This is a genomic window from Gilliamella sp. CG22, from assembly GCF_046635725.1.
Taxonomy (GTDB): Bacteria; Pseudomonadota; Gammaproteobacteria; order Enterobacterales; family Orbaceae; genus Gilliamella; species Gilliamella apicola_I.
In genome coordinates this window covers 221,011-242,383 of the sequence record NZ_JBIDFK010000004.1, presented here as the reverse complement: position 1 = coordinate 242,383, position 21,373 = coordinate 221,011, and the positions used below count along the sequence as shown (strand labels likewise).

Annotated in this window: 20 protein-coding genes and 1 tRNA gene; 11 read left to right on the top strand and 10 right to left on the bottom strand. The window is 34.2% G+C overall.

Annotated features, from left to right (window positions below):
• Positions 1 to 44: 44 nt before the first annotated feature.
• Positions 45 to 734: a hypothetical protein gene (locus ACGH46_RS05720; RefSeq protein WP_411604668.1), complete on the bottom strand. Its 690-nt coding sequence runs from the start codon at positions 732 to 734 to the stop codon at positions 45 to 47.
• 699 nt (positions 735 to 1,433) lie between these two features.
• Between ACGH46_RS05720 and mgtA the strand changes: the two genes are divergently transcribed.
• The gene (gene mgtA / locus ACGH46_RS05715) at positions 1,434 to 4,142 is read left to right on the top strand and encodes a magnesium-translocating P-type ATPase (RefSeq protein ID WP_267380630.1); all 2,709 of its coding nucleotides are present in this window, start codon (positions 1,434 to 1,436) and stop codon (positions 4,140 to 4,142) included.
• Between the two features lie 475 nt (positions 4,143 to 4,617).
• Here mgtA and ACGH46_RS05710 read toward each other — a convergent pair whose 3' ends face one another.
• Positions 4,618 to 4,830, bottom strand: a complete 213-nt coding sequence (locus tag ACGH46_RS05710; RefSeq protein WP_065558206.1) for a YdcH family protein — start codon at positions 4,828 to 4,830, stop codon at positions 4,618 to 4,620.
• Positions 4,831 to 4,935: 105 nt separating this feature from the next.
• Between ACGH46_RS05710 and ACGH46_RS05705 the strand changes: the two genes are divergently transcribed.
• A complete protein-coding gene (locus tag ACGH46_RS05705) occupies positions 4,936 to 6,453 on the top strand; it encodes a helicase HerA-like C-terminal domain-containing protein (protein WP_411596577.1) in 1,518 nt (505 codons plus the stop codon).
• Positions 6,454 to 6,523: 70 nt separating this feature from the next.
• Positions 6,524 to 7,606, top strand: coding sequence for an AI-2E family transporter (locus tag ACGH46_RS05700; RefSeq protein ID WP_267350769.1), 1,083 nt, complete (start codon positions 6,524 to 6,526; stop codon positions 7,604 to 7,606).
• 21 nt (positions 7,607 to 7,627) lie between these two features.
• On the opposite strand, the gene bcp is transcribed toward ACGH46_RS05700, so the two are convergent.
• Both bcp and hemL read right to left on the bottom strand, forming a co-directional pair.
• Positions 7,628 to 8,104: a thioredoxin-dependent thiol peroxidase gene (bcp, locus tag ACGH46_RS05695; RefSeq protein WP_065558209.1), complete on the bottom strand. Its 477-nt coding sequence runs from the start codon at positions 8,102 to 8,104 to the stop codon at positions 7,628 to 7,630.
• A gap of 70 nt (positions 8,105 to 8,174) precedes the next feature.
• Entirely contained in the window at positions 8,175 to 9,470 is a 1,296-nt protein-coding gene (gene hemL, locus ACGH46_RS05690; RefSeq protein ID WP_267380637.1) for a glutamate-1-semialdehyde 2,1-aminomutase, read from the bottom strand.
• 157 nt (positions 9,471 to 9,627) lie between these two features.
• Between hemL and erpA the strand changes: the two genes are divergently transcribed.
• The gene (gene erpA / locus ACGH46_RS05685) at positions 9,628 to 9,966 is read left to right on the top strand and encodes an iron-sulfur cluster insertion protein ErpA (RefSeq protein ID WP_065558211.1); all 339 of its coding nucleotides are present in this window, start codon (positions 9,628 to 9,630) and stop codon (positions 9,964 to 9,966) included.
• Positions 9,967 to 10,359: 393 nt separating this feature from the next.
• Here erpA and ACGH46_RS05680 read toward each other — a convergent pair.
• Together ACGH46_RS05680 and ACGH46_RS05675 are read right to left on the bottom strand one after the other, a co-directional pair.
• Positions 10,360 to 10,447 (bottom strand) — tRNA-Leu (locus ACGH46_RS05680).
• 203 nt (positions 10,448 to 10,650) lie between these two features.
• Positions 10,651 to 10,956: a hypothetical protein gene (locus ACGH46_RS05675; protein ID WP_065558212.1), complete on the bottom strand. Its 306-nt coding sequence runs from the start codon at positions 10,954 to 10,956 to the stop codon at positions 10,651 to 10,653.
• A gap of 772 nt (positions 10,957 to 11,728) precedes the next feature.
• Between ACGH46_RS05675 and hcp the strand changes: the two genes are divergently transcribed.
• On the top strand, positions 11,729 to 13,399 hold the full coding sequence (hcp, locus tag ACGH46_RS05670; RefSeq protein ID WP_411589728.1) for a hydroxylamine reductase: 1,671 nt from the start codon (positions 11,729 to 11,731) through the stop codon (positions 13,397 to 13,399).
• Between the two features lie 173 nt (positions 13,400 to 13,572).
• Positions 13,573 to 13,989: an Rrf2 family transcriptional regulator gene (locus tag ACGH46_RS05665; protein ID WP_267350772.1), complete on the top strand. Its 417-nt coding sequence runs from the start codon at positions 13,573 to 13,575 to the stop codon at positions 13,987 to 13,989.
• 55 nt (positions 13,990 to 14,044) lie between these two features.
• Here ACGH46_RS05665 and ACGH46_RS05660 read toward each other — a convergent pair whose 3' ends face one another.
• Positions 14,045 to 14,695 carry a DUF421 domain-containing protein gene (locus tag ACGH46_RS05660; RefSeq protein ID WP_411604665.1) on the bottom strand — a complete coding sequence of 217 codons (651 nt, stop codon included), beginning with the start codon at positions 14,693 to 14,695 and terminating at the stop codon, positions 14,045 to 14,047.
• Between the two features lie 316 nt (positions 14,696 to 15,011).
• On the opposite strand from ACGH46_RS05660, the gene ACGH46_RS05655 reads away from it, so the two are divergent.
• Positions 15,012 to 15,221 carry a hypothetical protein gene (locus ACGH46_RS05655; RefSeq protein ID WP_065558216.1) on the top strand — a complete coding sequence of 70 codons (210 nt, stop codon included), beginning with the start codon at positions 15,012 to 15,014 and terminating at the stop codon, positions 15,219 to 15,221.
• A gap of 312 nt (positions 15,222 to 15,533) precedes the next feature.
• Here ACGH46_RS05655 and ACGH46_RS05650 read toward each other — a convergent pair whose 3' ends face one another.
• Complete coding sequence (locus ACGH46_RS05650) at positions 15,534 to 15,797, bottom strand: DksA/TraR family C4-type zinc finger protein (RefSeq protein WP_411604662.1); 264 nt, start codon at positions 15,795 to 15,797, stop codon at positions 15,534 to 15,536.
• A 100-nt stretch (positions 15,798 to 15,897) separates the two neighbouring features.
• Here ACGH46_RS05650 and msrA point away from each other — a divergent pair, with 100 nt between their 5' ends.
• From msrA to msrB, 3 genes are read left to right on the top strand one after another with little or no spacing between them, the layout of a single operon-like run.
• Complete coding sequence (gene msrA, locus ACGH46_RS05645) at positions 15,898 to 16,446, top strand: peptide-methionine (S)-S-oxide reductase MsrA (RefSeq protein ID WP_267350773.1); 549 nt, start codon at positions 15,898 to 15,900, stop codon at positions 16,444 to 16,446.
• A gap of 3 nt (positions 16,447 to 16,449) precedes the next feature.
• The gene (locus tag ACGH46_RS05640; RefSeq protein WP_411596580.1) at positions 16,450 to 16,974 is read left to right on the top strand and encodes a cytochrome b; all 525 of its coding nucleotides are present in this window, start codon (positions 16,450 to 16,452) and stop codon (positions 16,972 to 16,974) included.
• A 58-nt stretch (positions 16,975 to 17,032) separates the two neighbouring features.
• On the top strand, positions 17,033 to 17,482 hold the full coding sequence (msrB, locus tag ACGH46_RS05635) for a peptide-methionine (R)-S-oxide reductase MsrB (protein WP_411596581.1): 450 nt from the start codon (positions 17,033 to 17,035) through the stop codon (positions 17,480 to 17,482).
• A 78-nt stretch (positions 17,483 to 17,560) separates the two neighbouring features.
• Here the strand turns inward: msrB and lptG are convergent, their stop codons facing one another.
• Together lptG and lptF are read right to left on the bottom strand one after the other, a co-directional pair.
• A complete protein-coding gene (gene lptG, locus ACGH46_RS05630) occupies positions 17,561 to 18,625 on the bottom strand; it encodes an LPS export ABC transporter permease LptG (protein WP_065558221.1) in 1,065 nt (354 codons plus the stop codon).
• Positions 18,626 to 18,636: 11 nt separating this feature from the next.
• Positions 18,637 to 19,740, bottom strand: a complete 1,104-nt coding sequence (lptF, locus tag ACGH46_RS05625; RefSeq protein WP_267350777.1) for an LPS export ABC transporter permease LptF — start codon at positions 19,738 to 19,740, stop codon at positions 18,637 to 18,639.
• 143 nt (positions 19,741 to 19,883) lie between these two features.
• On the opposite strand from lptF, the gene ACGH46_RS05620 reads away from it, so the two are divergent.
• Positions 19,884 to 21,365, top strand: coding sequence for a leucyl aminopeptidase (locus tag ACGH46_RS05620; RefSeq protein ID WP_411596583.1), 1,482 nt, complete (start codon positions 19,884 to 19,886; stop codon positions 21,363 to 21,365).
• Positions 21,366 to 21,373: the final 8 nt, after the last annotated feature.

Genomic DNA, 21,373 nt, shown 5'->3' with positions numbered 1-21,373 from the left:
TCGCCTTATTTATTACCACAGCAGATAAAGCCTTCGAAATTGGGTTATGATTGATGCGATTCTTCTTTACTCATTATGGATTTTTCAAAACCAGGATTACTATTATTACTTTCTTGAATAATGCGAACTAGTTGGTCATTAGCACGCTTTAAAAAAGTGTCGTCTTTCAAAATCAATCGATAGGTATTAAGCCTTTTTAAAGGTGCTATGGCGAACTGAGTTGCAATCAGTAAGATAATAAAAATGGTTATCGCGGCAATGATTATATTAATCATTGAATTTGATCTAAAAACGGTATCAAGATTCGATATCACCATAATAAAAGCGAGAATGAACCCAACACATAATAGGATGACTTCTTTAACTAAAAAAGGATTGACTGCCGTTATTTTATTTTGTCTGATACAAAAGTATTGGGTTAGTGAATTTAATTGTAATAAATTGATGATGTTTTTAATGTCAGCATTAATTAACGAAATTGCGATTCTTTCTTTATTCATGTCACCGGTTTGATAAAAACAGACCTTGTCCCAAAGAAGTTTACTTTTAATATTATTCAAGTAATCCTTTTGGTATTTTGGCTTAGGTGTCTTTTCTAAAATATCAGCATATATAATGATATTATCGAGGTATTGATTGGGTGATCTTTTTCGATTGAAAAACCATAAAAATGAAAGTGCGAAAATGATCACGAAATTTAACCAATTAGTCTCGAGTAATGTTATGAGTTCCACTTTCGTTTTCCTTGCGTTGAACAGTATTAGTTATTGTAAATGATATTAAGTTTTGTGTGTATTATTTATATACAAAAAAGCATTTATTGGGGCGATAAGTGCTGTTTTTAAGCTGTTATGACGTTTTTAAAGGATTATTGGTTGACTTATTTTGGCTAAAGGCGTATAAATTGCCCGCCTTTGAGCTTTTCTTACTTTTTTAACTATTAGGTGGTTAAAAATGAGGGTTAAGAAAAGTTGAAATACAAAGTGTTGAGTTCAATTTTATAGGAGAACTATGGACGCTCAATCGGGTCACCCCATATATGGGGAGATGTATTCAAACACAAATCATTATCGGTTAATGAACCTGTCTAAATAATCATTTTTTCAGTTCACGCGCCGAAATTGATCGAACGGTAACGGTGAACGATATGCAATTTTTTACACGCTATCACACAAATTCAAAACATCATGGTGCGCACATCTTAATGTTGTGTTCATTACTTTTTTCAGAAAAACATTTAGAACCACCGAGTTGTATCTAATTCTTAATTAAATTATCTCGCTAAATTATTTTTTGCTCAGCCATCGCTTTGAGTGCGGTCATGCTGTTGCATTAAAGTCTTAGCTATTCAATTAGTTACTTTGCTTATTGTTATTTTTTAACAGTGAGTAGGCATATTTTTGTCTAAAAAATTATGAATATAGGTACATAAGATGACCAAAAACACTACAAAAATTCATTCACAAACAAGCTCAGATATTAAAGCAATTCATGAAGCTCAACATAGCTTAGATAGCATTTTATCTAAATTTCAATCGAGCTTGTCCGGTTTAACGCAAGAAAATGCAAAATCAAGATTAGAAGAGTATGGTAAAAACGAAGTAGCCCGAGAAAAAGTCCCTTCAGTATTTATGCAACTATTAATGGCGTTTAATAATCCATTTATTTTTGTGTTACTTATTTTAGCGGTGGTTAGTTTTGTCACGGATTTCTGGTTACCTTTACAAAAGGGGGAAGAAACCGATCTAACCAGTATTATTATCATTTTAACCATGGTTTCATTAAGTGGTTTATTGCGTTTTTGGCAAGAGTTTCGATCTAATAAAGCCGCTGAAGCGCTCAAATCGATGATTCGAACAACGGCAACGGTATTAAGACGTCCGCATAAGGATATGAATCCTGAACATTTTGAAATTCCGTTAAGCGAGATTGTGCCTGGCGATATTGTCTTTTTATCGGCAGGGGATATGATTCCTGCGGATATCCGCTTAATTGAATCACGGGATCTTTTTGTTAGCCAAGCGGTACTGACAGGTGAGTCTATACCTGTTGAAAAATATGACACTTTAGGCGCCGTTTCACAAAAGACAACCGATGAAATTAATGCATCGGATATTGATAAAGATAATGTTCTTGATGTGAATAACGTCTGTTTTATGGGGACGAATGTGGTAAGTGGAACAGCTAAGGCAATTGTGGTTGCCACAGGTGCAGACACGCATTTTGGATCATTAGCTAAATCCATTGTTGGTTCCCGTGCTGAAACGTCATTCGATCGAGGTGTGAATAGTGTTAGTTGGTTACTGATCCGTTTTATGCTTATTATGGTGCCAATTGTTTTTGTGATAAATGGTATTTCAAAAGGAGATTGGGGCGATGCGGCTTTGTTTGCTTTGGCGGTAGCGGTTGGATTAACGCCTGAAATGTTGCCGATGATTGTCAGTGCTAACCTGGCTAAAGGTGCGGTTGGAATGGCAAAGCGTAAGGTTGTTGTGAAACGTCTTAATGCGATTCAAAATTTTGGTGCAATGGATATTTTATGTACCGACAAAACGGGAACATTGACACAAGATAAAATTATCCTTGAACATCATCTTGATAGTCATGGTCAAGTTGACCCAGCTGTATTAGAACTCGCTTGGTTAAACAGCTATTATCAAAGTGGTATGAAAAACCTAATGGATAAAGCCATTATCCGTTTCACTGAAGAGAAAACCAGTGTTAAAAAAGTCGGGGTTGGACTTTATAAAAAGATTGATGAATTGCCATTTGATTTTGTTCGTCGTCGTTTATCGGTTGTGGTGCAAAATGGTAATGATGATCATTTGATGATTTGCAAAGGTGCCGTTGAAGAGATGCTGTCTATTTCTCGTTATGTTTATCAAGACGGTGAATATTTGCCATTAGATGAAAAACGCAAACAAGAGTTAATCGAACTTGCTCATAACTACAATAAAGAAGGATTTCGAGTTTTAGCGGTGGGATTAAAAAATATTTCTGCTTCACAAACAAAAACGCAATACAGTGTCCAAGATGAGACTGACCTTGCAATTCGAGGGTTCTTAACGTTTTTAGATCCGCCAAAAGAGAGCGCATACGAAGCCATTTCTGCATTAAATGAACATGGTGTAGGGGTAAAAGTTTTAACTGGTGATAATGAAATTATTACCATAAAAGTGTGTCGTGAAGTGGGTCTAGAGCCAGGAACTCCCTTACTGGGTACCGAAATTGAAAAAATGGATGATGATGAACTCAAAGAACAAATTGAGCAACGTACTATTTTTGCTAAATTAACACCTTTACAAAAATCACGAATCATCCGTTTATTACAAGAAAATGGTCATACAGTGGGCTTTTTAGGCGATGGTATCAATGATGCGCCTGCATTACGTGACGCCGATGTTGGTATATCGGTGGATACGGCAACCGACATTGCGAAAGAATCAGCGGATATCATTTTGCTTGAAAAGAGTTTAATGGTGTTAGAAGAAGGGGTAATTTGCGGTCGAGAAACATTCGGTAATATTATGAAGTATTTGAATATGACTGCCAGTTCAAACTTTGGTAATATTTTTTCGGTGTTAGTTGCCAGTGCATTTTTACCTTTTTTACCTATGCTAGCAATTCATTTGTTGATCCAAAATTTATTGTATGATATTTCACAATTATCATTACCTTGGGATAAAATGGATGATGAGTTTTTACAAAAGCCTCGTAAATGGGATGCGCAAAATATCAAACGATTTATGATTTGGATTGGACCAACATCTTCTATTTTTGATATTACTACCTATGCGTTAATGTGGTTTGTGTTCAGTGCAAATAGTGTCGAAGTACAATCATTATTCCATTCTGGTTGGTTTATTGAAGGGTTACTTTCACAAACTTTAGTTGTGCATATGTTAAGAACACAAAAAATTCCATTTGTTCAAAGTACAGCAGCGTTTCCGGTCATTGTGATGACATTATTGATAATGATCGTAGGTATTTATATTCCATTTTCTCCAATAGGAAGTTTGATTGGTCTTGCTCCTTTACCTTGGTCATATTTCCCATGGTTAATTGCCACACTACTATCTTATTGTTTTGTTGCGCAGTTAATGAAACGAATTTATATAAAACGTTTTGGGCAATGGTTCTAAATTTGTTGGTAGCGCAAGTAGGCGATATGGAAGTCGCTTACTAAATAACCAAAATAATTGGTAATACCGTTAATTTATGCTAAAGTAACTACCATTATTGGAGATGGCGAGTATTTTATACAAAATACCTGATAAGGATATTGCTAGTCACTCTTTAAAAATTCCATACATTTTCGTGGTGTGATAACTATAACAAAAAGAGGAAATTAAAATATGAAAACTCCACATAAAAATATTATTGTATTGATTAAAAATCGTAAAAAAAGAACGACAAAAGAACAATTAAGCAAGTAAAAATTCGCTTTATTATTAAATTTTTTAGTTTTTGTTTTATCTGTTATCATCATAAACCCCTTGTTTGGGGTTTATTTATATTTATTGCTTTTTATAAAAGCACCTACATCAACATTGTTTTCACAACACTAATTTTTTGAATAAAGATTGACTAATACGCTATTGATGTTTTATCCCGTATTTATGCCTGATTTTTTAAGATTGTGTGTATTTCATCTTTAAGTTTAAGTTTCTGTTTTTTTAAGTTTTCGATAGTTTCGGATGTGTCGATTTCGATACCTGACTCAATATTTTTAATTTTTTGATCCAAAGCATTATGTTGATCAAATAATTTTTGAAATCGTAAATCTGTATTTTTTAATTTTGAAATTAATTCTCGATATTCTGGAAACATAGTGGCTCCTTATGTTGGCTAATGAATGGTTAAATCGTCGATATTGCATTCTTAGCTTACAATATTACTGATTGTTTTAATAGCAATTTAATGAGGATTTAATGTATGAGTGAATCTATCGTTATAGCCAAAAGCAATGGCAAGGATTTATCTATTATCAGCGCATTAGCCAATCGTCATGGTCTCATTTCTGGTGCAACAGGTACCGGTAAAACAGTGACGCTTCAAAAAATGGCAGAGAGTTTTTCTCATATTGGTGTACCGGTATTTTTGGCTGATGTTAAAGGGGATTTGACCGGTTTGGGTGAGAAAGGGATTTTAACAGATAAACTTAAAGCACGCCTAACAAGCATTGGGGTAACTGATTGGCAACCTGAAGCCTCGCCCATTGAATTGTGGGATGTGTTTGCAGAAAAAGGGATTCCGGTGCGAAGTACCGTTTCGGATATTGGTCCAATTTTATTAGCACGATTATTAAATCTTAATGATATTCAATCAGATGTATTACAACTGGTATTTAAAATTGCCGATGACAATAATCTTTTATTACTGGATTTTAAAGATTTACGAGCCTTAGTACAGTTAATTGGTGATAATGCAAAAAAATTTACGTCTGAATACGGCAATATTTCTTTATCATCGATTGGTGCCATACAACGCAGTTTATTATCGCTTGATCAAGAAGGGGCAGAATATTTTTTAGGTGAACCTATGCTTGATATTCAAGATTTAATGAAAACCGATGCCAACGGTCACGGTATGATTAATATTTTAGCTGCAGATAAATTATATAACTCACCTAAATTGTATTCTGTTTTTTTGTTGTGGTTGCTGTCAGAACTGTTTGAACATATGCCTGAAATTGGTGATCCTGATAAACCTAAATTAGTCTTCTTTTTTGATGAAGCGCATTTACTATTTAATGATATTACCCCCGCTTTATTACAGAAAATTGAGCAGGTAGTCAGACTGATTCGCTCTAAAGGCGTTGGTATCTATTTTGTTACTCAAAATCCTACCGATATCCCCGATACCGTTCTTGGTCAGCTTGGCAATCGTGTCCAACATGCGCTTAGGGCATTTACGCCTAAAGATCAAAAAGCAGTAAAAGCCGCGGCTCAAACTATGCGAGCTAATCCCAATTTAGATACCGAAAAAGTGATTATGGAATTAGCTGTCGGCGAAGCCTTAATTTCTTTTTTAGATGAGAAAGGGCGTCCTAATATGGTCGAGCGTGGTTTTGTTATTGCACCAAATTCTAAAATTGGTCCAATTACACCTGAAAAAATTCCTGAGATTATTAAACAATCGCTATTTTATGATAAATATGCTAAAACTGTCGATCGGCAATCCGCTTATGAGAAAATAAAAGCAGGTTTTTCATTGGATAATTCAGCTAACGTTCAATCAGCTGATGATGATAATTCAACAGAACCAGCTGAAAAATCCAGTAGTGGTGGTTGGTTAGATATGCTAAGTTCTCTGTTTTTTGGTCATAAAGGCCCAAGAGGTGGTCAACAAGATGGCTTTGCGCAAAAAGTTGCTCGAAGCGCAACGCGACAAGTAGCCAATGAAATCGGTCGACGCATTACTCGTGGTATTTTAGGTGGATTTAAACGATAAATGCATTGGGCTTATAATTTATCGTATTGAAACTTAATCTAATATAAACAGCAAAATAGGAGTGTTTGCAATGTTTAAATTGTTTGTGGAATGGTATAAAAGACGATTCAGTGATCCGCATGTGGTATCGTTGATAGTGGTTTTAGTCTTCCTGTTTTTAATTATTTATTTTTTTAATAAAATTCTTTTACCCGTTTTCATTGCAATCGTGCTTTCCTATTTGCTTGATACCCCAGTCAATTTTTTGTATCGAAAGGGCATTCCACGCACTTTTGCGGTTATCATTGTATTACTCATTTTTCTTCTTGTTGTTTTAGCATGTTTTATGATTCTGGTACCTTTAGTTTGGCAACAAAGTATTAGTTTGATAACCAATATTCCAAACATGCTCAATTTTGCTAATAAGTTTTTGACATCACTGCCGGAACACTACCCCGAACTGATTGATGTTGGATTATTTGATTCTATTATTCAAGGCATTACTAGCAGGGTCGTGCAAACCGGAAATTCGTTATTACAATTCTCTATTGTTTCCCTGTTTGGTCTTGTTTCAGTTGCAATTAATGCCGTGCTAGTCCCTATTATGATGTTTTTCTTTTTGAAAGATAAAGCAAAAATATGGGGATATTGTTCTCGTATTCTGCCTAAAAATCGAGGAGTGTTAAATAAAGTCGCCGCTGAAATGGATACGCAAATTGCTAACTATATTGTAGGCAATGTTTTGCATATTCTTATTCTTGGTATTAGCGTGTATATTCCATTTTGGTTTTTTGGTTTAGATTATGGATTATTATTGGCGGTAATTGTTGGGCTTTCGGTGTTGATTCCTTATATTGGGATTATTATTTCAAGTATTCCGGTTATTCTTATTGCTCTATTCCAATGGGGCATCAGTCCAGAATTTGGGTATTTGATTTTCTTTTATGTGCTTATTCAGGCTTTAGACGGTAATTTGTTAGTTCCTTGTCTTTTTTCCGAGAAATTGAATCTTCATCCATTAGTAATTATTTTAGCGGTGATTGTATTTGGTGGATTATGGGGATTTTGGGGAATATTTTTTGCTATCCCACTTGCCACTTTAGTCAAAGCAATTATTAATGCTTGGCCAAATCCGGATGAGATTAATAGTTTTGATAAAGTAAAAGCAGATTAGGTTAATCTGCTTTTAAGATGTCTATTTTGAGTGGTTTTTGAGGTAATCTAAAACCACTTCATGGTGATTACTGGTTTTGAAATCGTCAAAGACTTTTTCGATTTTTCCATCAGTCCCAATTAAGAAACTAATACGGTGAATGCCGTCATAGGTTTTTCCCATAAACTCTTTTTCACCCCATGTGCCAAAAGCTTCACATAATTCATGATTTTCATCAGAAAGCAACGTAAAGTTTAATAATTCTTTTTCTGAAAATCTTGATAACTTTTCTGGCTTATCTGTACTAATGCCAATGATTACCACATTGTATTTTTTGAGGTCATCAGCACAATCCCGTAAATTACAAGCTTGAACTGTACAGCCAGGTGTCATGGCTTTGGGATAGAAATAGATCAACATACGTTGACCTTTAAAGTCTTTAGAGCTTATTAGCTCTCCATCTTGGTCAGGCAACGAAAATTGAGGTGCTTTTTCACCTTCTTTAAGTGGATTAACCATAAATTAATTACCTATGTTAATAGTTTAATATTTTAATCGCTAATGGTATCAAAAACTTTGTGTCATCAATTTAACTTATCTTACTAAAAAAACGACTTGCTGCATCAATAGTATGATTGATTTCTTTATCTGTGTGCATAAGTGACATGAAACCTGCTTCAAAAGCTGACGGTGCAAAGTAAACACCTTCAGTGAGCATATGATGATAGAATTTTTTGAATAATTCAATATCACAATTCATTACATCTTGATAACTGCTTACTTCGGAAGCATTTGTAAAGAAAAATCCAAACATCGCACCCGCTTGATTAACCGCAAAAGGAACTTTATGCTGTCTGGCAGCGGATAAAAGTCCGTTTGTTAGCGTTTTAGTTTTCTCCTCTAATTCTTGATAAATACCTACGTCCATCAATTTGGTTAAGGTTGCATATCCGGCTGCCATGGCAACAGGATTACCCGAAAGCGTACCAGCTTGATAAATTGGTCCGGTTGGCGCTAATTGTTGCATGATATCTGCACGACCACCAAATGCGCCCACAGGCATTCCCCCTCCAATGATTTTACCTAAACAAGTCAAATCGGGGACAATGTCATAATAATCTTGCGCTCCACCTAGTGCTACCCTAAATCCTGTCATCACTTCATCAATAATTAACAATGCCCCATATTCATCACAAAGCGCTCTTAATCCTTGTAAAAACGATTTTTTAGCCGGGATACAATTCATGTTGCCGGCAACGGGCTCAATAATAATCGCGGCAATTTCATTTGGATATTGTTCAAACTGTTTTTTAACTGATTCAAGGTTGTTATAATCACATACTAAAGTATGCTTAACAAAATCATTAGGTACGCCGGGTGACGTCGGATGTCCAAAAGTAAGGGCTCCTGATCCTGCTTTTACCAATAGATAATCAGCATGACCATGATAGCATCCTTCAAATTTAATGATTTTATCACGCCCGGTAAAACCCCGTGCCACGCGTATTGCACTCATGGTTGCTTCAGTACCTGAGTTGACCATGCGTAGCATCTCTATCGATGGCATAAGTTCAGTGACTAAATTGGCGACTTTAGTTTCAATTTCGGTCGGAGCACCAAAACTGAGTCCATTACGCACAGCGTGAATGACTGCGTCAGCTACATCTGGATCATTGTGTCCAAGGATCATTGGCCCCCATGAGCCTACATAATCGATATAGGCTTTTTCATCAACATCATAAATATAAGCACCGTTGGCACGTTCAATAAATAAGGGTATTCCACCCACGCCATTAAAAGCCCGTACTGGTGAATTTACGCCACCAGGTAAAACGGATAAAGCTTGATGAAAGAATATTTCGGATTTTAATGATTTTGTAAACATATGTTGTATTCTCATTGAAGAAATATGGTGGTATTTATTCATAGTTTCAAAATTATTTCAAGCAACTAAACAAAAATTTAAATAATAGAGTTTTTCATTTTGTAATTTCTTTTTTACACAGTATATAATAAGCAGATCAAGACAGTAGGAGAATAAAATGGGCAATGCTTTACCAATTAATTTTACTGATGCTGCAGCGAATAAAGTAAAAGCGTTAGTCACCGAAGAAGAAAACCCAAATCTTAAATTAAGGGTTTATATTACAGGTGGAGGATGTAGTGGATTTCAGTATGGGTTTACTTTTGACGAGAAAGTAAACGAAGATGATTTAGCCATAGAGAAAAATGGGGTATCGTTGGTTATCGATCCTATGAGTTTACAATACTTAGTTGGCGGTACCATTGATTATGTAGAAGGATTACAAGGATCACGTTTTGTGGTTGATAATCCTAATGCAACAACGACTTGTGGTTGTGGTTCGTCATTTAGTGTTTAATCTTCAGACCCAAAAATTTTGGGTCTGCGTTCTAAGCAATAATTCATTTTAGAGTTGTTAATATCATAGATAAAAGTTACTCCAATAACATTTCCTTACCAAACTAATCTTGTCACTAAAAAGTTTAATTATAGCGCTATTTTTTGAGCATACTCAGCCGTTAGCTATTGATCCATTAAACATTATGGATGATTACATTATTTTTGTTCAAGCAGTGGATCTGACTTATCTAAAAAATTGAATTTTATTAAACAACTAAAACATCTTTAATTAAATGATTGATAAAGTTTTTTAGTAAAATGTTGATATAAGTTAGTAATAATATGCTTACAAAGGTGTCGTTAAGACAGTGATAAAATAAGTCGATGAAAGAAGGATAAAGAGAGATAGATGTGGTGCCCGGGGCGAGACTTGAACTCGCACGGCCAAAAAGGCCGAGGGATTTTAAATCCCTTGTGTCTACCGATTTCACCACCCGGGCTCAAAACGATTCGTTAAAAATAAATGCGTTTCGAATGCAGTGCATTTTACCCATCTTAATTTCTACGTCAATAGAAATTTAAAAAAAATTGATTAACCGCTCAATGTTTATCATATTTCCGTTTTATTTTAGTCTGTTTCTCTATAACCTTATCGTTGCGTTATAGAATTATTCTGTAAAAGTTGGTCTTGATTAATTCCTTATTAGGAATCTAATTTATTGGTGATCCATTTAACTAATTTCATTTTCCTTTCTCTTGAACAATAGACCCAATAACCTTTTATCACTGAGGGTATAGTTAATTTTATCAGCCATCTGTCATCTTTTTCGATATCATTAGGAAGAACAATGTCCCGTAACACAATATCGATGTCTGAATTAAGTTTTTTTACAATCCAGTCTGATAACGTCATATTGGCTTTTTTGGCTAATTTTTTCCATTTTATAAATTTTTTTTTCTGAGTATGAAAACAAAAACTTATTTGTTTAGTGTTTGAATCAGTAAACATATTTCTTTCCTGTTAAAACTTCATTAATTTTAAGATTTTAACCTCTATTCCTTAATAGATTAACGCATACTAGGTTAAGATTTTATTTTTGAGATTATTTTTTTGTTTTTAATGGCATTAAATTGATGCTTAAATAACAACAATTACTTGTCATTTGACTGGGTTCGGTCAACTTGAGGAACAACCAAGGATATTTACTCCATTAACATTTGATGTCATCTTTTATGGTTTGTATTTATAACAAACTGCTTACCCGTCTAAGTATATTGTAGTTCACCTTTTTTATAATGACATGAATATCAATTAATATTTAATCAATAATCATGCATGATTAAAATAATCGGTTTAGCATTATTTCTGATTTTAATCACTTAATCAAATTTATTTTGGCGATTAATATTAGATATTTCTTACATGTAACCTATTGAATTAAGTTAAAATAAGTAAATAATTTTAATTCTTTATTTAAGAAATGAATGGAAAAGCAAATTTTCGATCTGGCTTGAAAACCGATTTTTATCGAATTCATCAGACAACATCCTAACTAGGCTTAGGATGAGCGAAGGGTTTCTAGTATTCCTTAATTGTAATTATCAAACTGTCTATCTTTTAAGTAGCATAACAATATGAATTCTGACTCTTAGTTTCAATATAAGTTCAAATTTTTCACGTTTATTAAAAAAATTAAATTGGTAAATTCACTTTTCTTTTTTATTTTAAACATGTATTTTATATACCTGTTTTAGTAAGAGGAAAGAAAACAGGAGTAATAATGTTTTGTATTCAGTGTGAGCAAACAATAATAAAATCAAATGAAAAAGGGTGTAGTTATTCTAAAGGAATGTGTGGTAAAACAGCAGAAGTTTCTGATCTTCAAGATGTTTTAGTCGCCAGTTTGCAAAAGGTTTCATTTTGGGCGGCCATTTGTCGTAGACATGACATTGTGGACAGACAAATCGATAGATGGTGTGCACAAACATTTTTCTCAACGTTAACTAATGTGAATTTTGATGCAGACAGAATGTTGGCGTATCTTGCAGAAGCCGATATCTATTCTCAAAAATTAGAACAGCTAGCCAAAGTTGCTGTACTACAATTTAATGAACATTTACCTGCGTTAACCTATGTAGCCCAATTAAATTTTCCTAAAACTAAGCAAGAATTATTGGATTTTTCTTCTTTAGTGATGTTAAAGCACGATCAAGATAAAGTCGGAAAGGATGTCATTGGACTGCGCTTATTAGCACTATATGGATTGAAAGGGGCAGCTGCTTATATGGAACACGCTGCTGTTTTGGGGCAATTTAATCAAGATATTTACACCGAATATCATGAAATGATGAGTTTTCTTGGCGATAATCCTTCTGACATTAATAAATTATTTCAATTATCCATGCAAATAGGACGATTGAATTATAAAGTAATGGGAATGCTTGATGCCGGCGCTACCAATACTTTTGGCGATCCTATCCCAACTAAAGTCAATACTAGACCTGTTAAAGGTAAATGTATTCTTGTCTCTGGTCACGATTTTCATGATTTGCGTTTGATATTAGAACAGACTCAAGATAAAGGCATTAATGTGTATACACACGGCGAAATGTTACCGGCTCATGCTTATCCTGAGTTAAAAAAATATTCACATTTAGTTGGAAACTACGGTACAGCTTGGCAAAATCAACAGACCGAATTTGCTAATTTTCCTGGTGCTATCGTTATGACGTCTAACTGTATTATTAATCCTTTTACTAAAGGCTATGCAGAGCGCATCTTTACCCGAAGTATGGTTGGCTGGCCAGGTGTCACTCATATTGAAACAGATGATTTTAGTCCCGTTATTGAGTGTGCATTGAACCAACCCGGATTTGATTACACGGAATTAGAGCATTTTATTACTGTCGGCTTTGCCCGTAATACTCTATTAAATGTAGCACCAACGGTTGTCGAACAAGTTAAAGCAGGTAATATTAAGCATTTCTTTTTAATTGGTGGATGTGACGGCAGTAAAAGTGAACGGCATTATTATACCGAAATGGCAAATCAAGTCCCTAAAGATAGTGTTATTTTAACTTTAGGTTGTGGTAAATATCGGTTTAATATGCAAAATTTCGGCAATATTAACGGCATTCCTCGATTAATTGATATTGGGCAATGTAATGATGCTTATTCCGCAGTGCAATTAGCATTGGCGTTGGTTGAAGCTTTTGGATGTGGCGTGAATGAATTACCATTGACTTTGGTTTTATCATGGTTTGAACAGAAAGCTATAGTTATATTATTGACATTATTGTCGCTAGGTATCAAAGGAATTTATGCAGGGCCTTCAATGCCTGAATTTTTAACCGACAATATATTGAATATTTTACAAGATAAATTTGATCTTCGTATGACTTCTCAAGCCAGTAAAGATCTAAATCAAATACTAAATTATTGTGCAGCATAACAAAACTTAAACTGATTGTTATCCTCATATTGTTGATGAGGATAACACCATGATAATTTAGTTTTTTAACTTGGTAATAAAAATTTAATTAGTCATAAAAAGAGGGTTAATTTAATCATTGATATTGCCTATAATGTGAGATGATAAGTTTTTTAAGTAGATAGGAAAAATCAGTGCAATTATCAAGTTTTACCGATTACAGTATACGTGTGCTTCTTTATTTATCCACGGTAGATGGTGATCAGCTAGTCAGTATCGCAGATATTAGTCATTATTTTAAAATTTCTAAAAATCATTTGGTTAAAGTCGTTTATAATTTAAGTAAATTAGGTTATGTCGAGACCAAGCAAGGAAAAAATGGTGGCATTAAATTAAAAATAGAAAAAAAACTGATTAATATTGGTACTGTGGTTAGACAAATAGAACCGCTAAATCTTCTTAATTGCAGTTTATCATTTTGTCATATCAGTCCTGCTTGTCGTTTAAAATACTATCTGTCGGATGCTAAAGAAGCATTTTTGAAAGAGCTCGAAAAGTATACGATAGAAGATATTATGGATCCCAATGTGCAATTAAATAACTTTAACTAACAAGTTTAATTAGCTAAAGTTAATTTAATTAGGTGATTATTTTTTTAAGTGGGTTTTAAGCTGACTTATCTTCAGTTTTATTATATGGGTAGATGATGAGTTTATTATCAAACCATTCTGCACAAAAAATGTCTTCGACTTTTTCATATCCTTGTTTATGGATTTCCTGCATGAGCCAATCTTCATCTTTTTTGAGTTGTTCAAGATTATCTTGACTAATACAGCCATTTTCGATGATCAGTTCAGCAATATCTTTTTCACCTTTCTTAATAATGGTTAGCGAACCATTTAATTCATACCAAACTTGTTTTAATTGACTAAATGAGGATATTCCTTGTATGTTCACTAAAGTTTCAAAATCACGTACAGGCAAGTTTGCCTTGGCAAAATTATCTGTTAATAATTTTCCGTTTTTAACTAACTGAATTGCTTCACCGTCAATCGCATCTCTTAATCGAGAATTTTTTGATTTAATAAAGCGAATTAAAATTAATAACGCTGCCCAAATTGCTACAAGCCCAGCGGCTTCCCAAGCTGAAACGGTTGGACTGAGTAAAGCTCCCCCGACTAACGCACCGATTACCATACTACCAACCTGATCTAACTGAGACATCGGGGCAATTTGACTTTTACCCGATAGTTTCACGTAAATAAGCAAAATGATGAGTGCAAGTAAAAATTTCGGTGCCATTTGTAGTAAATACATTTCCAACCTCCAAATTAAAAAGTTATTTTAAGTGGCATTGATCCATGCCTTTTTAGAGAAATAAAAAATTAAATTTAAAATGGTCGAGATTAAATTTAGTGAGTTCTAATTTATGAAGAATTTTTGTTAAAAACGTGTTTTTTCTTGAAATGCAGGTTTTATTATATCTGATTTTTGAAAAATTAATGAGAAAATTATTGTCAGTTGGATTGTAAATTAATCAAATCTAAACTTGATTTTTTACTGATAGACGTTTATATATAATAGTGATAAGTAATGTGCTTATCACTAACCTACAACATACGAGGAGCTAATAATGGTACAAAAATTTGCTTCATACGGTAGTGATGTTTCAGCTGGCACTTATAAGTGTGCTGATTGCGGTTATACTTTTTCCAATCAAAGTAAAAAATCCTTGCCACCATGTCCGGATCATAACAAAAAACCACATATCAAAAATGGTTGGTATATTGTTTCAGGACAGGGCGATTCAGTAAAAGATCCTCATCCAGATAAAAAAAAGTAGACGACCATTGCTAAAATACATTCGCTATCTATGTGTTTTGGTTATGAATAGTATAAAAAAAGGAGCGTTGCTTGTTTTTCTACTTATGAAAGCTGCATGATGAAATCAGTAACGCTCTAATCATGATTTAATCCTTATCTTTATATGTAAGCTGATCTAAAAAAAGTGATTAACTTAAAGGTGTTAATAAGCGCAAAACGTGTTATCTTTTATAAGATAACGATTTTATTAAATCGAAAATAGTTGCGGATTTTCAGTTTTCAACATCACAATGAATTTTATAATTAGGCAATAAACAAAATATTAACGTAGTTAACTGTCTTTGCTGCCTCGACGATTATATAAAATCGCCGCTTTAGCAGACTTTTTATCCAGTTCTTGTTGGCAGTTTAAACAATATTGTACGCCAGGTAATGCAAGCTTTCGTGCTTTTGGAATAGGATCACCGCATTCAATGCAGAAATCAGCACTTTGAGCACCTTGTTTAAGTTGGCGTCTAGCATTTTCGATAGCATCTGCAATGGTGCTTTCAATTTGTTGATTAACGGCATCGTCAGATGCCCAACCACTAGCCATATTCGATCCTCCTAAAACTGAGATGGTTAGCTTGTGAAATGGTGATTTTTTAAGCTTTTTCAAGGGGTGTCTTTTAAAATCATTTTTATTGGAGATTATTATGCAACAATATGAGCAAGCAACATTCGCCGGCGGTTGTTTTTGGTGTATGGTCAAACCGTTCGATCAATACGAAGGTGTTATTAGTGTGGTGTCGGGTTATACGGGTGGGCATGTAGTAAACCCTACCTATGAACAAGTATGTCAAGGTGATACCGGACATACTGAAGCCGTTCAAATTACGTTTGATCCAAAGAAAATTAGTTATAAAAAGTTATTAGATATTTTTTGGCAACAAATTGATCCTACGGATCAACATGGTCAGTTTGCTGATCGAGGAGATTCTTACCGTCCGGTTATTTTTTATCATAATCAATTCCAACATAATTTAGCACTAGAATCGAAAAAAGAGTTAGAGGCAAGTGGTCGTTTTACTCACCCGATTCAAGTCGCTATTGAACCCGCTGTCGCTTTTTATCCAGCTGAAGAGTATCATCAAGACTTTTATAAAAAACAGTCACAACATTACAATCGTTATTATCAATTGTCCGGGCGTTCGTCATTTTTGTCACAGCATTGGCAAGATAAATCTAAACCTAAAAGTGAGTAAGTTATGCAAGATTACCCTCAGTATCGAAGTCAACAAAAATTAATACATTGGCTATCAGCAGTGCTAGTTATATTAGCGTTTTTGCTGATTATGTTTAAAATCATTCTATCTCATTTTTTGGGAGGGATGCCGAATATCTATTTGTTACATAAATCAATTGGTGTTTTAGTCTTCATTGTAACAATATGGCGTATTAAAGTAATTATCCAATATGGTATCCCTGATGTTTTAGATAAACATCAAAGACTACAGCGAATTTTATCAAAATCTACCCAAGGCTTTATCTATATTTTTCTGTTAATTGTTCCGTTATCTGGGTATTTGATGAGTAGTCGCCCGCTCAATGTTTTTGGTCTTGTTTCCATCCCTGCTATCGATATGCCAAATGAGTTTTATCTGTTTTTCCATAGCACTCATTTAGTCAGTTCATATTTGCTAGCCGTATTAATTTTGGTACATATTCTCGGGGCTTTATATCATTACTTTTGGCTTAAAGATAAAGTTTTACAATCGATGTTGGCAAAATAGTTAGCTTTAAAGGCTGTTTTGCTAATTAAGTTCTTCAATATTAGCTATTAGGTGACTTATGAATAAACTTACGAAAGACCAAGCCATTTCTAAATTAACCGCTATGCAATATCATGTGACGCAACAAAATGGCACAGAACCACCGTTTGAAAATGAGTTTAATGATAATCATGAAGAAGGATTATATGTCGATATTGTATCCGGTGAACCTTTATTTACTTCTTACGATAAATTTGATTCTGGATGTGGTTGGCCAAGTTTTTCTCGTCCTGTTAATGATCATCATATTCTTGAAAAAGCAGATAACAGTTATGGTATGCATAGAACCGAAGTCCGATCCGTAATAGGGGATTCTCACCTTGGGCATGTTTTTAATGATGGGCCTAAAGCGTTAGGTGGATTGCGTTATTGTATTAATTCTGCTGCTTTACGTTTTATTCCGGTTAATAAACTGGTCGAAGAGGGGTATGGGGAATATTTATCTCTTTTTGAAAAACATAAATCTTGATTTCCTATCATTCATTTATTGAATGATAGGCGTTAAATGGTAAATAATAAGATCAACAAACATTAAGGGTATGTTGGTTTAATTTCTTCTTTTAAATAGTGCATAACTTATCAGTAAAAAAACAAAACTGGTTATTAACGATCCTATGATTGGATAGATACCAATAACGATACTCATTTGAGCAAATAAGTTATCGGCTATATAGAAAATAAACCCAAAACTAATGCCGATGATGACCCTAACACCCGTTGACACACTTCGCAGTGGGCCAAATATAAACGAGAGGGCAAGTAACATCATGACAGCAACAGAGACCGGTTTTATGATTTTTTTCCAGAAAAGTAAATCATAATAGCTCGTATCTTGTCCCGAGTTGTGCAGATATTGTGAATATTTATAAAGTCCTGTAGCAGAAAGCGAGTCAGGATCAAAAGCAACAATGTTCAATTTATCCGGCGTGATGTTAGTTTCCCATTTCATGGACATCAGATTTGTTCCATTTACTTTAACCGGATCACTAAAGTCATTTTTTTCAACTTGCGTTAATGTCCATTCATTTTTTTTAAATATGCCATAATCAGCATGGGTTATAGACAATAATTGATTATTATCTGTCGCATAAATTGAAATATCGTTAATGGAATTATCGTCATTAACACGACCAATATAGATATAATTGTTTCCATCTTTTGCCCATAAACTACCTTGTTCAGCTAATAACGAATTGCCATATATTTTTACAGAACGCATATTACGGGCAGTTTGTTCACACTCAGGGGCTACCCATTCACCGATTGCCATAGTAATAATCACTAATGGTATAGCCGTTTTCATAACGGCTTTTGCAATTTTAAAACGGCTAAAACCAGACGTTTCCATAACGATAAGCTCGCTTCGAGATGCCAGTAACCCTAATCCAATTAAGGCGCCTAACAATGCTGCCATTGGAAAAAAAGTTTCCAGATCTTTAGGTGTCATTAAGGCCGTATATATACCAACTGAAAAAGCATCATAATCACCTTTTATTCTTCTGAGTTGGTCTATAAAACGAATAATCCCTGACAAGCTAATAAGTAAAAACAGGCTCAGACCTATTGAGCTTAAAATTGTTCTACCAATGTAGCGATCTAAAATCGAAAACACATTTTTCCCCTTTATGATTTACTGAATTTTAGACGAAGTTTACGCATGAAGATGCTATCCCAGCAATTTAATATCAATGCAATAATAAAATAGGTAATATTAATTAAGTAAAACCAAAATTCAGCATCCATACGGCCTTTCCCAGCATTTGCTTTTATTGAACTGGCTAACAGAAAATAGACCAAATAGAGCAGTAAAGCGGGTAAGATTTGCGAAAGCCTGCCTTGCCTTGGATTTGTGACACTCAGTGGAATAACTAAAAAAGCCATTAATGGAACGGAAACAATCAGTGTTAACCGCCAATAAAACTCAGCTTTGGTTTTGGGCGTTTTCAGCGTTTGCAATTCAGTTAATCCGAGCTGTTGTACATCAATTTTTTCATCATCACTATTCATATCCAATTCTTTAGGTTTGATAATTCCCAAATAATTATGAAAATTTGATATACGAAAATCTTGTAATTGTATGTTTCCTTCGTAACGATTGGCGCTTTCTAACGTAATAATTTGATTGCCTTCTTTGTCATGGCCGGTTTTGCCTTTATTCGCAATTATGATCGAGGGTCTTTCGTTATCTTTAGTTTTTACTTTAGCGATAAAAACATTTTCTAAATTGTTATTATTGACATTACCAATATAGATGACCGAATTTCCGTCAGGAGTTTGTTGAAATTGTCCGGATAATAATCCCGCTAAACTTGGATTTAATTTAGCATTTTCAATTAATTGACTTTGCTTGATATTTGACCAAGGCCCGAACCATAAAGTATTTAGCATTGTTAACGAGCAGGTGAAGATACATAGTAAAAAAACGACTTGATAAGTGACATTTTTTTTCACGCCGCAGGCATGCATAGCAACCATTTCACTGTCTGAATATAAGCGGCCAAATGTAATAAGCACCCCTAAAAAAAGACTTAAAGGTAAAATCAAATCAGCCATATTAGAAATACCCAAGACTAACAAGGGCATGATTAAGTCACGAGGAATATTTCCTTCGATCGCGCTCGATAAAATTTTAATTAATTTTTGAGAAAAGAAAATAAGGAGCAAGATAAACAAAATAGCACCTTGTGTTTTCAATGTCTCTTTAACTAAATATCGACGAATTATCACATTTTACCTATACAAAATTAAACGTTTTTTCAGATCTAATTATTATAAACTGAAATAAGAGTAATTAGTTATCTTTTTGTTGCTATCCCATGATGAATCGATAAAATATTACTATTCGCATTATCTTTTACACGAGAAACATTATGGAATTCTTAATCAAAAACAGTCATACTTTAACGAATCAAAAAACAGAATGTTTAGTTATTTCAATAGATTCAGGTAAGAAACAATCAGACATTGTTAATGAAATCGATGAATTGACTCATGGCATGATTAGCCAACTTATTAAAAGTGGTGATATTAGTGGTGAATTAGGAAAAACCACTCTGTTGTACCCTTGTATAACTGGTTTTACTCAAAAGTTATTATTGGTTGGCTGTGGCAAATGTAAAGAATTTGATTTTTCAAAAGCCAAAAAAGTGATTCAAAATGTGGTGAAAGAGCTAGTTGCTAAAAATATTAAGAGCATCACTTGGGATTTACTAACCGTCAATACTGCCTATAGTTCAATCATTGCAAAACAATTACCGCAAATTGTGAATGATATAACGTATCACTTTGATCTATTCAAAACGGAAAAAGCACCCAAACTGAATCTTGCTAAAGTTAATTTGATTTATGGTGATAAAGAACAAACGCAATCGATTAGTTGCAATTTACAACAGGGTAAAATTATTGCTGATGCTATCTTGGCTACAAAAACGCTGGCTAATATGCCTTCAAATATCTGTAATGCACAATATTTAGCAGAACAGGGTAAATTGCTAGACAAAACTTATGAATCATTAAAAACGACGTGCTTAGGTGAAAAAGAGCTCGCTAAATTAAATATGAATGCTTATTTAGCTGTAGGTCGAGGTTCACAGAATGAATCGATAATGACAGTTATCGAATACAACGGTGCAAAAGACAAAAAAGCGCAACCTATTGTTTTAGTCGGTAAGGGATTAACGTTTGATTCTGGTGGTTTGTCAATTAAACCAGCTGCAAGTATGGATGAAATGAAATACGATATGTGTGGCGCAGCTACCGTTTATGGCGTAATGCAAGCTGTAGCAGAATTAAATTTACCAATTAATGTGGTTGGTGTTATGGCTGGATGTGAAAATATGCCCGATGGTAATGCTTATCGTCCTGGCGATATTTTAACGACAATGTCAGGTACAACGGTTGAAGTGATTAATACAGATGCGGAAGGTCGTTTAGTTTTATGTGATACACTAACTTATGTTGAGCGTTTTAATCCAAAAGCGGTGATTGATATTGCAACGCTAACTGGTGCATGTATTGTGGCTTTAGGACATCATTATACGGGCGTGATGGGAAATGATGAAAAGTTAGTAACACAATTAGTGCATGCATCCAACAAAGCGGATGATAAAGCATGGGCTTTACCAATGGATAATGATTTCCAAGATCAGATTAAATCAACGTGTGCCGATATTGTCAATGCTGGTGGGCGTGATGGTGGTACGATTACAGCGGCATGTTTCTTGTCTCGTTTTACTCAAAAATACCATTGGGCACATTTAGATATTGCGGGTACAGCATGGAAATCAGGTGCAAACAAAGGTGCGACAGGGCGACCGGTTGCTATGTTGATTCAATATTTGTTAGATCAATAAGACGGCAT

Coding starts and splice junctions, on each gene's coding strand:
- msrA (WP_267350773.1), top strand. CDS start 15,898: ATGCAACAATATGAGCAAGCAACATTCGCCGGCGGTTGTTTTTGGTGT.
- ACGH46_RS05705 (WP_411596577.1), top strand. CDS start 4,936: ATGAGTGAATCTATCGTTATAGCCAAAAGCAATGGCAAGGATTTATCT.
- ACGH46_RS05700 (WP_267350769.1), top strand. CDS start 6,524: ATGTTTAAATTGTTTGTGGAATGGTATAAAAGACGATTCAGTGATCCG.
- bcp (WP_065558209.1), bottom strand. CDS start 8,104: ATGGTTAATCCACTTAAAGAAGGTGAAAAAGCACCTCAATTTTCGTTG.
- ACGH46_RS05660 (WP_411604665.1), bottom strand. CDS start 14,695: ATGTATTTACTACAAATGGCACCGAAATTTTTACTTGCACTCATCATT.
- ACGH46_RS05650 (WP_411604662.1), bottom strand. CDS start 15,797: ATGGCTAGTGGTTGGGCATCTGACGATGCCGTTAATCAACAAATTGAA.
- hemL (WP_267380637.1), bottom strand. CDS start 9,470: ATGTTTACAAAATCATTAAAATCCGAAATATTCTTTCATCAAGCTTTA.
- hcp (WP_411589728.1), top strand. CDS start 11,729: ATGTTTTGTATTCAGTGTGAGCAAACAATAATAAAATCAAATGAAAAA.
- ACGH46_RS05620 (WP_411596583.1), top strand. CDS start 19,884: ATGGAATTCTTAATCAAAAACAGTCATACTTTAACGAATCAAAAAACA.
- ACGH46_RS05655 (WP_065558216.1), top strand. CDS start 15,012: ATGGTACAAAAATTTGCTTCATACGGTAGTGATGTTTCAGCTGGCACT.
- ACGH46_RS05675 (WP_065558212.1), bottom strand. CDS start 10,956: ATGTTTACTGATTCAAACACTAAACAAATAAGTTTTTGTTTTCATACT.
- mgtA (WP_267380630.1), top strand. CDS start 1,434: ATGACCAAAAACACTACAAAAATTCATTCACAAACAAGCTCAGATATT.
- ACGH46_RS05710 (WP_065558206.1), bottom strand. CDS start 4,830: ATGTTTCCAGAATATCGAGAATTAATTTCAAAATTAAAAAATACAGAT.
- msrB (WP_411596581.1), top strand. CDS start 17,033: ATGAATAAACTTACGAAAGACCAAGCCATTTCTAAATTAACCGCTATG.
- erpA (WP_065558211.1), top strand. CDS start 9,628: ATGGGCAATGCTTTACCAATTAATTTTACTGATGCTGCAGCGAATAAA.
- ACGH46_RS05640 (WP_411596580.1), top strand. CDS start 16,450: ATGCAAGATTACCCTCAGTATCGAAGTCAACAAAAATTAATACATTGG.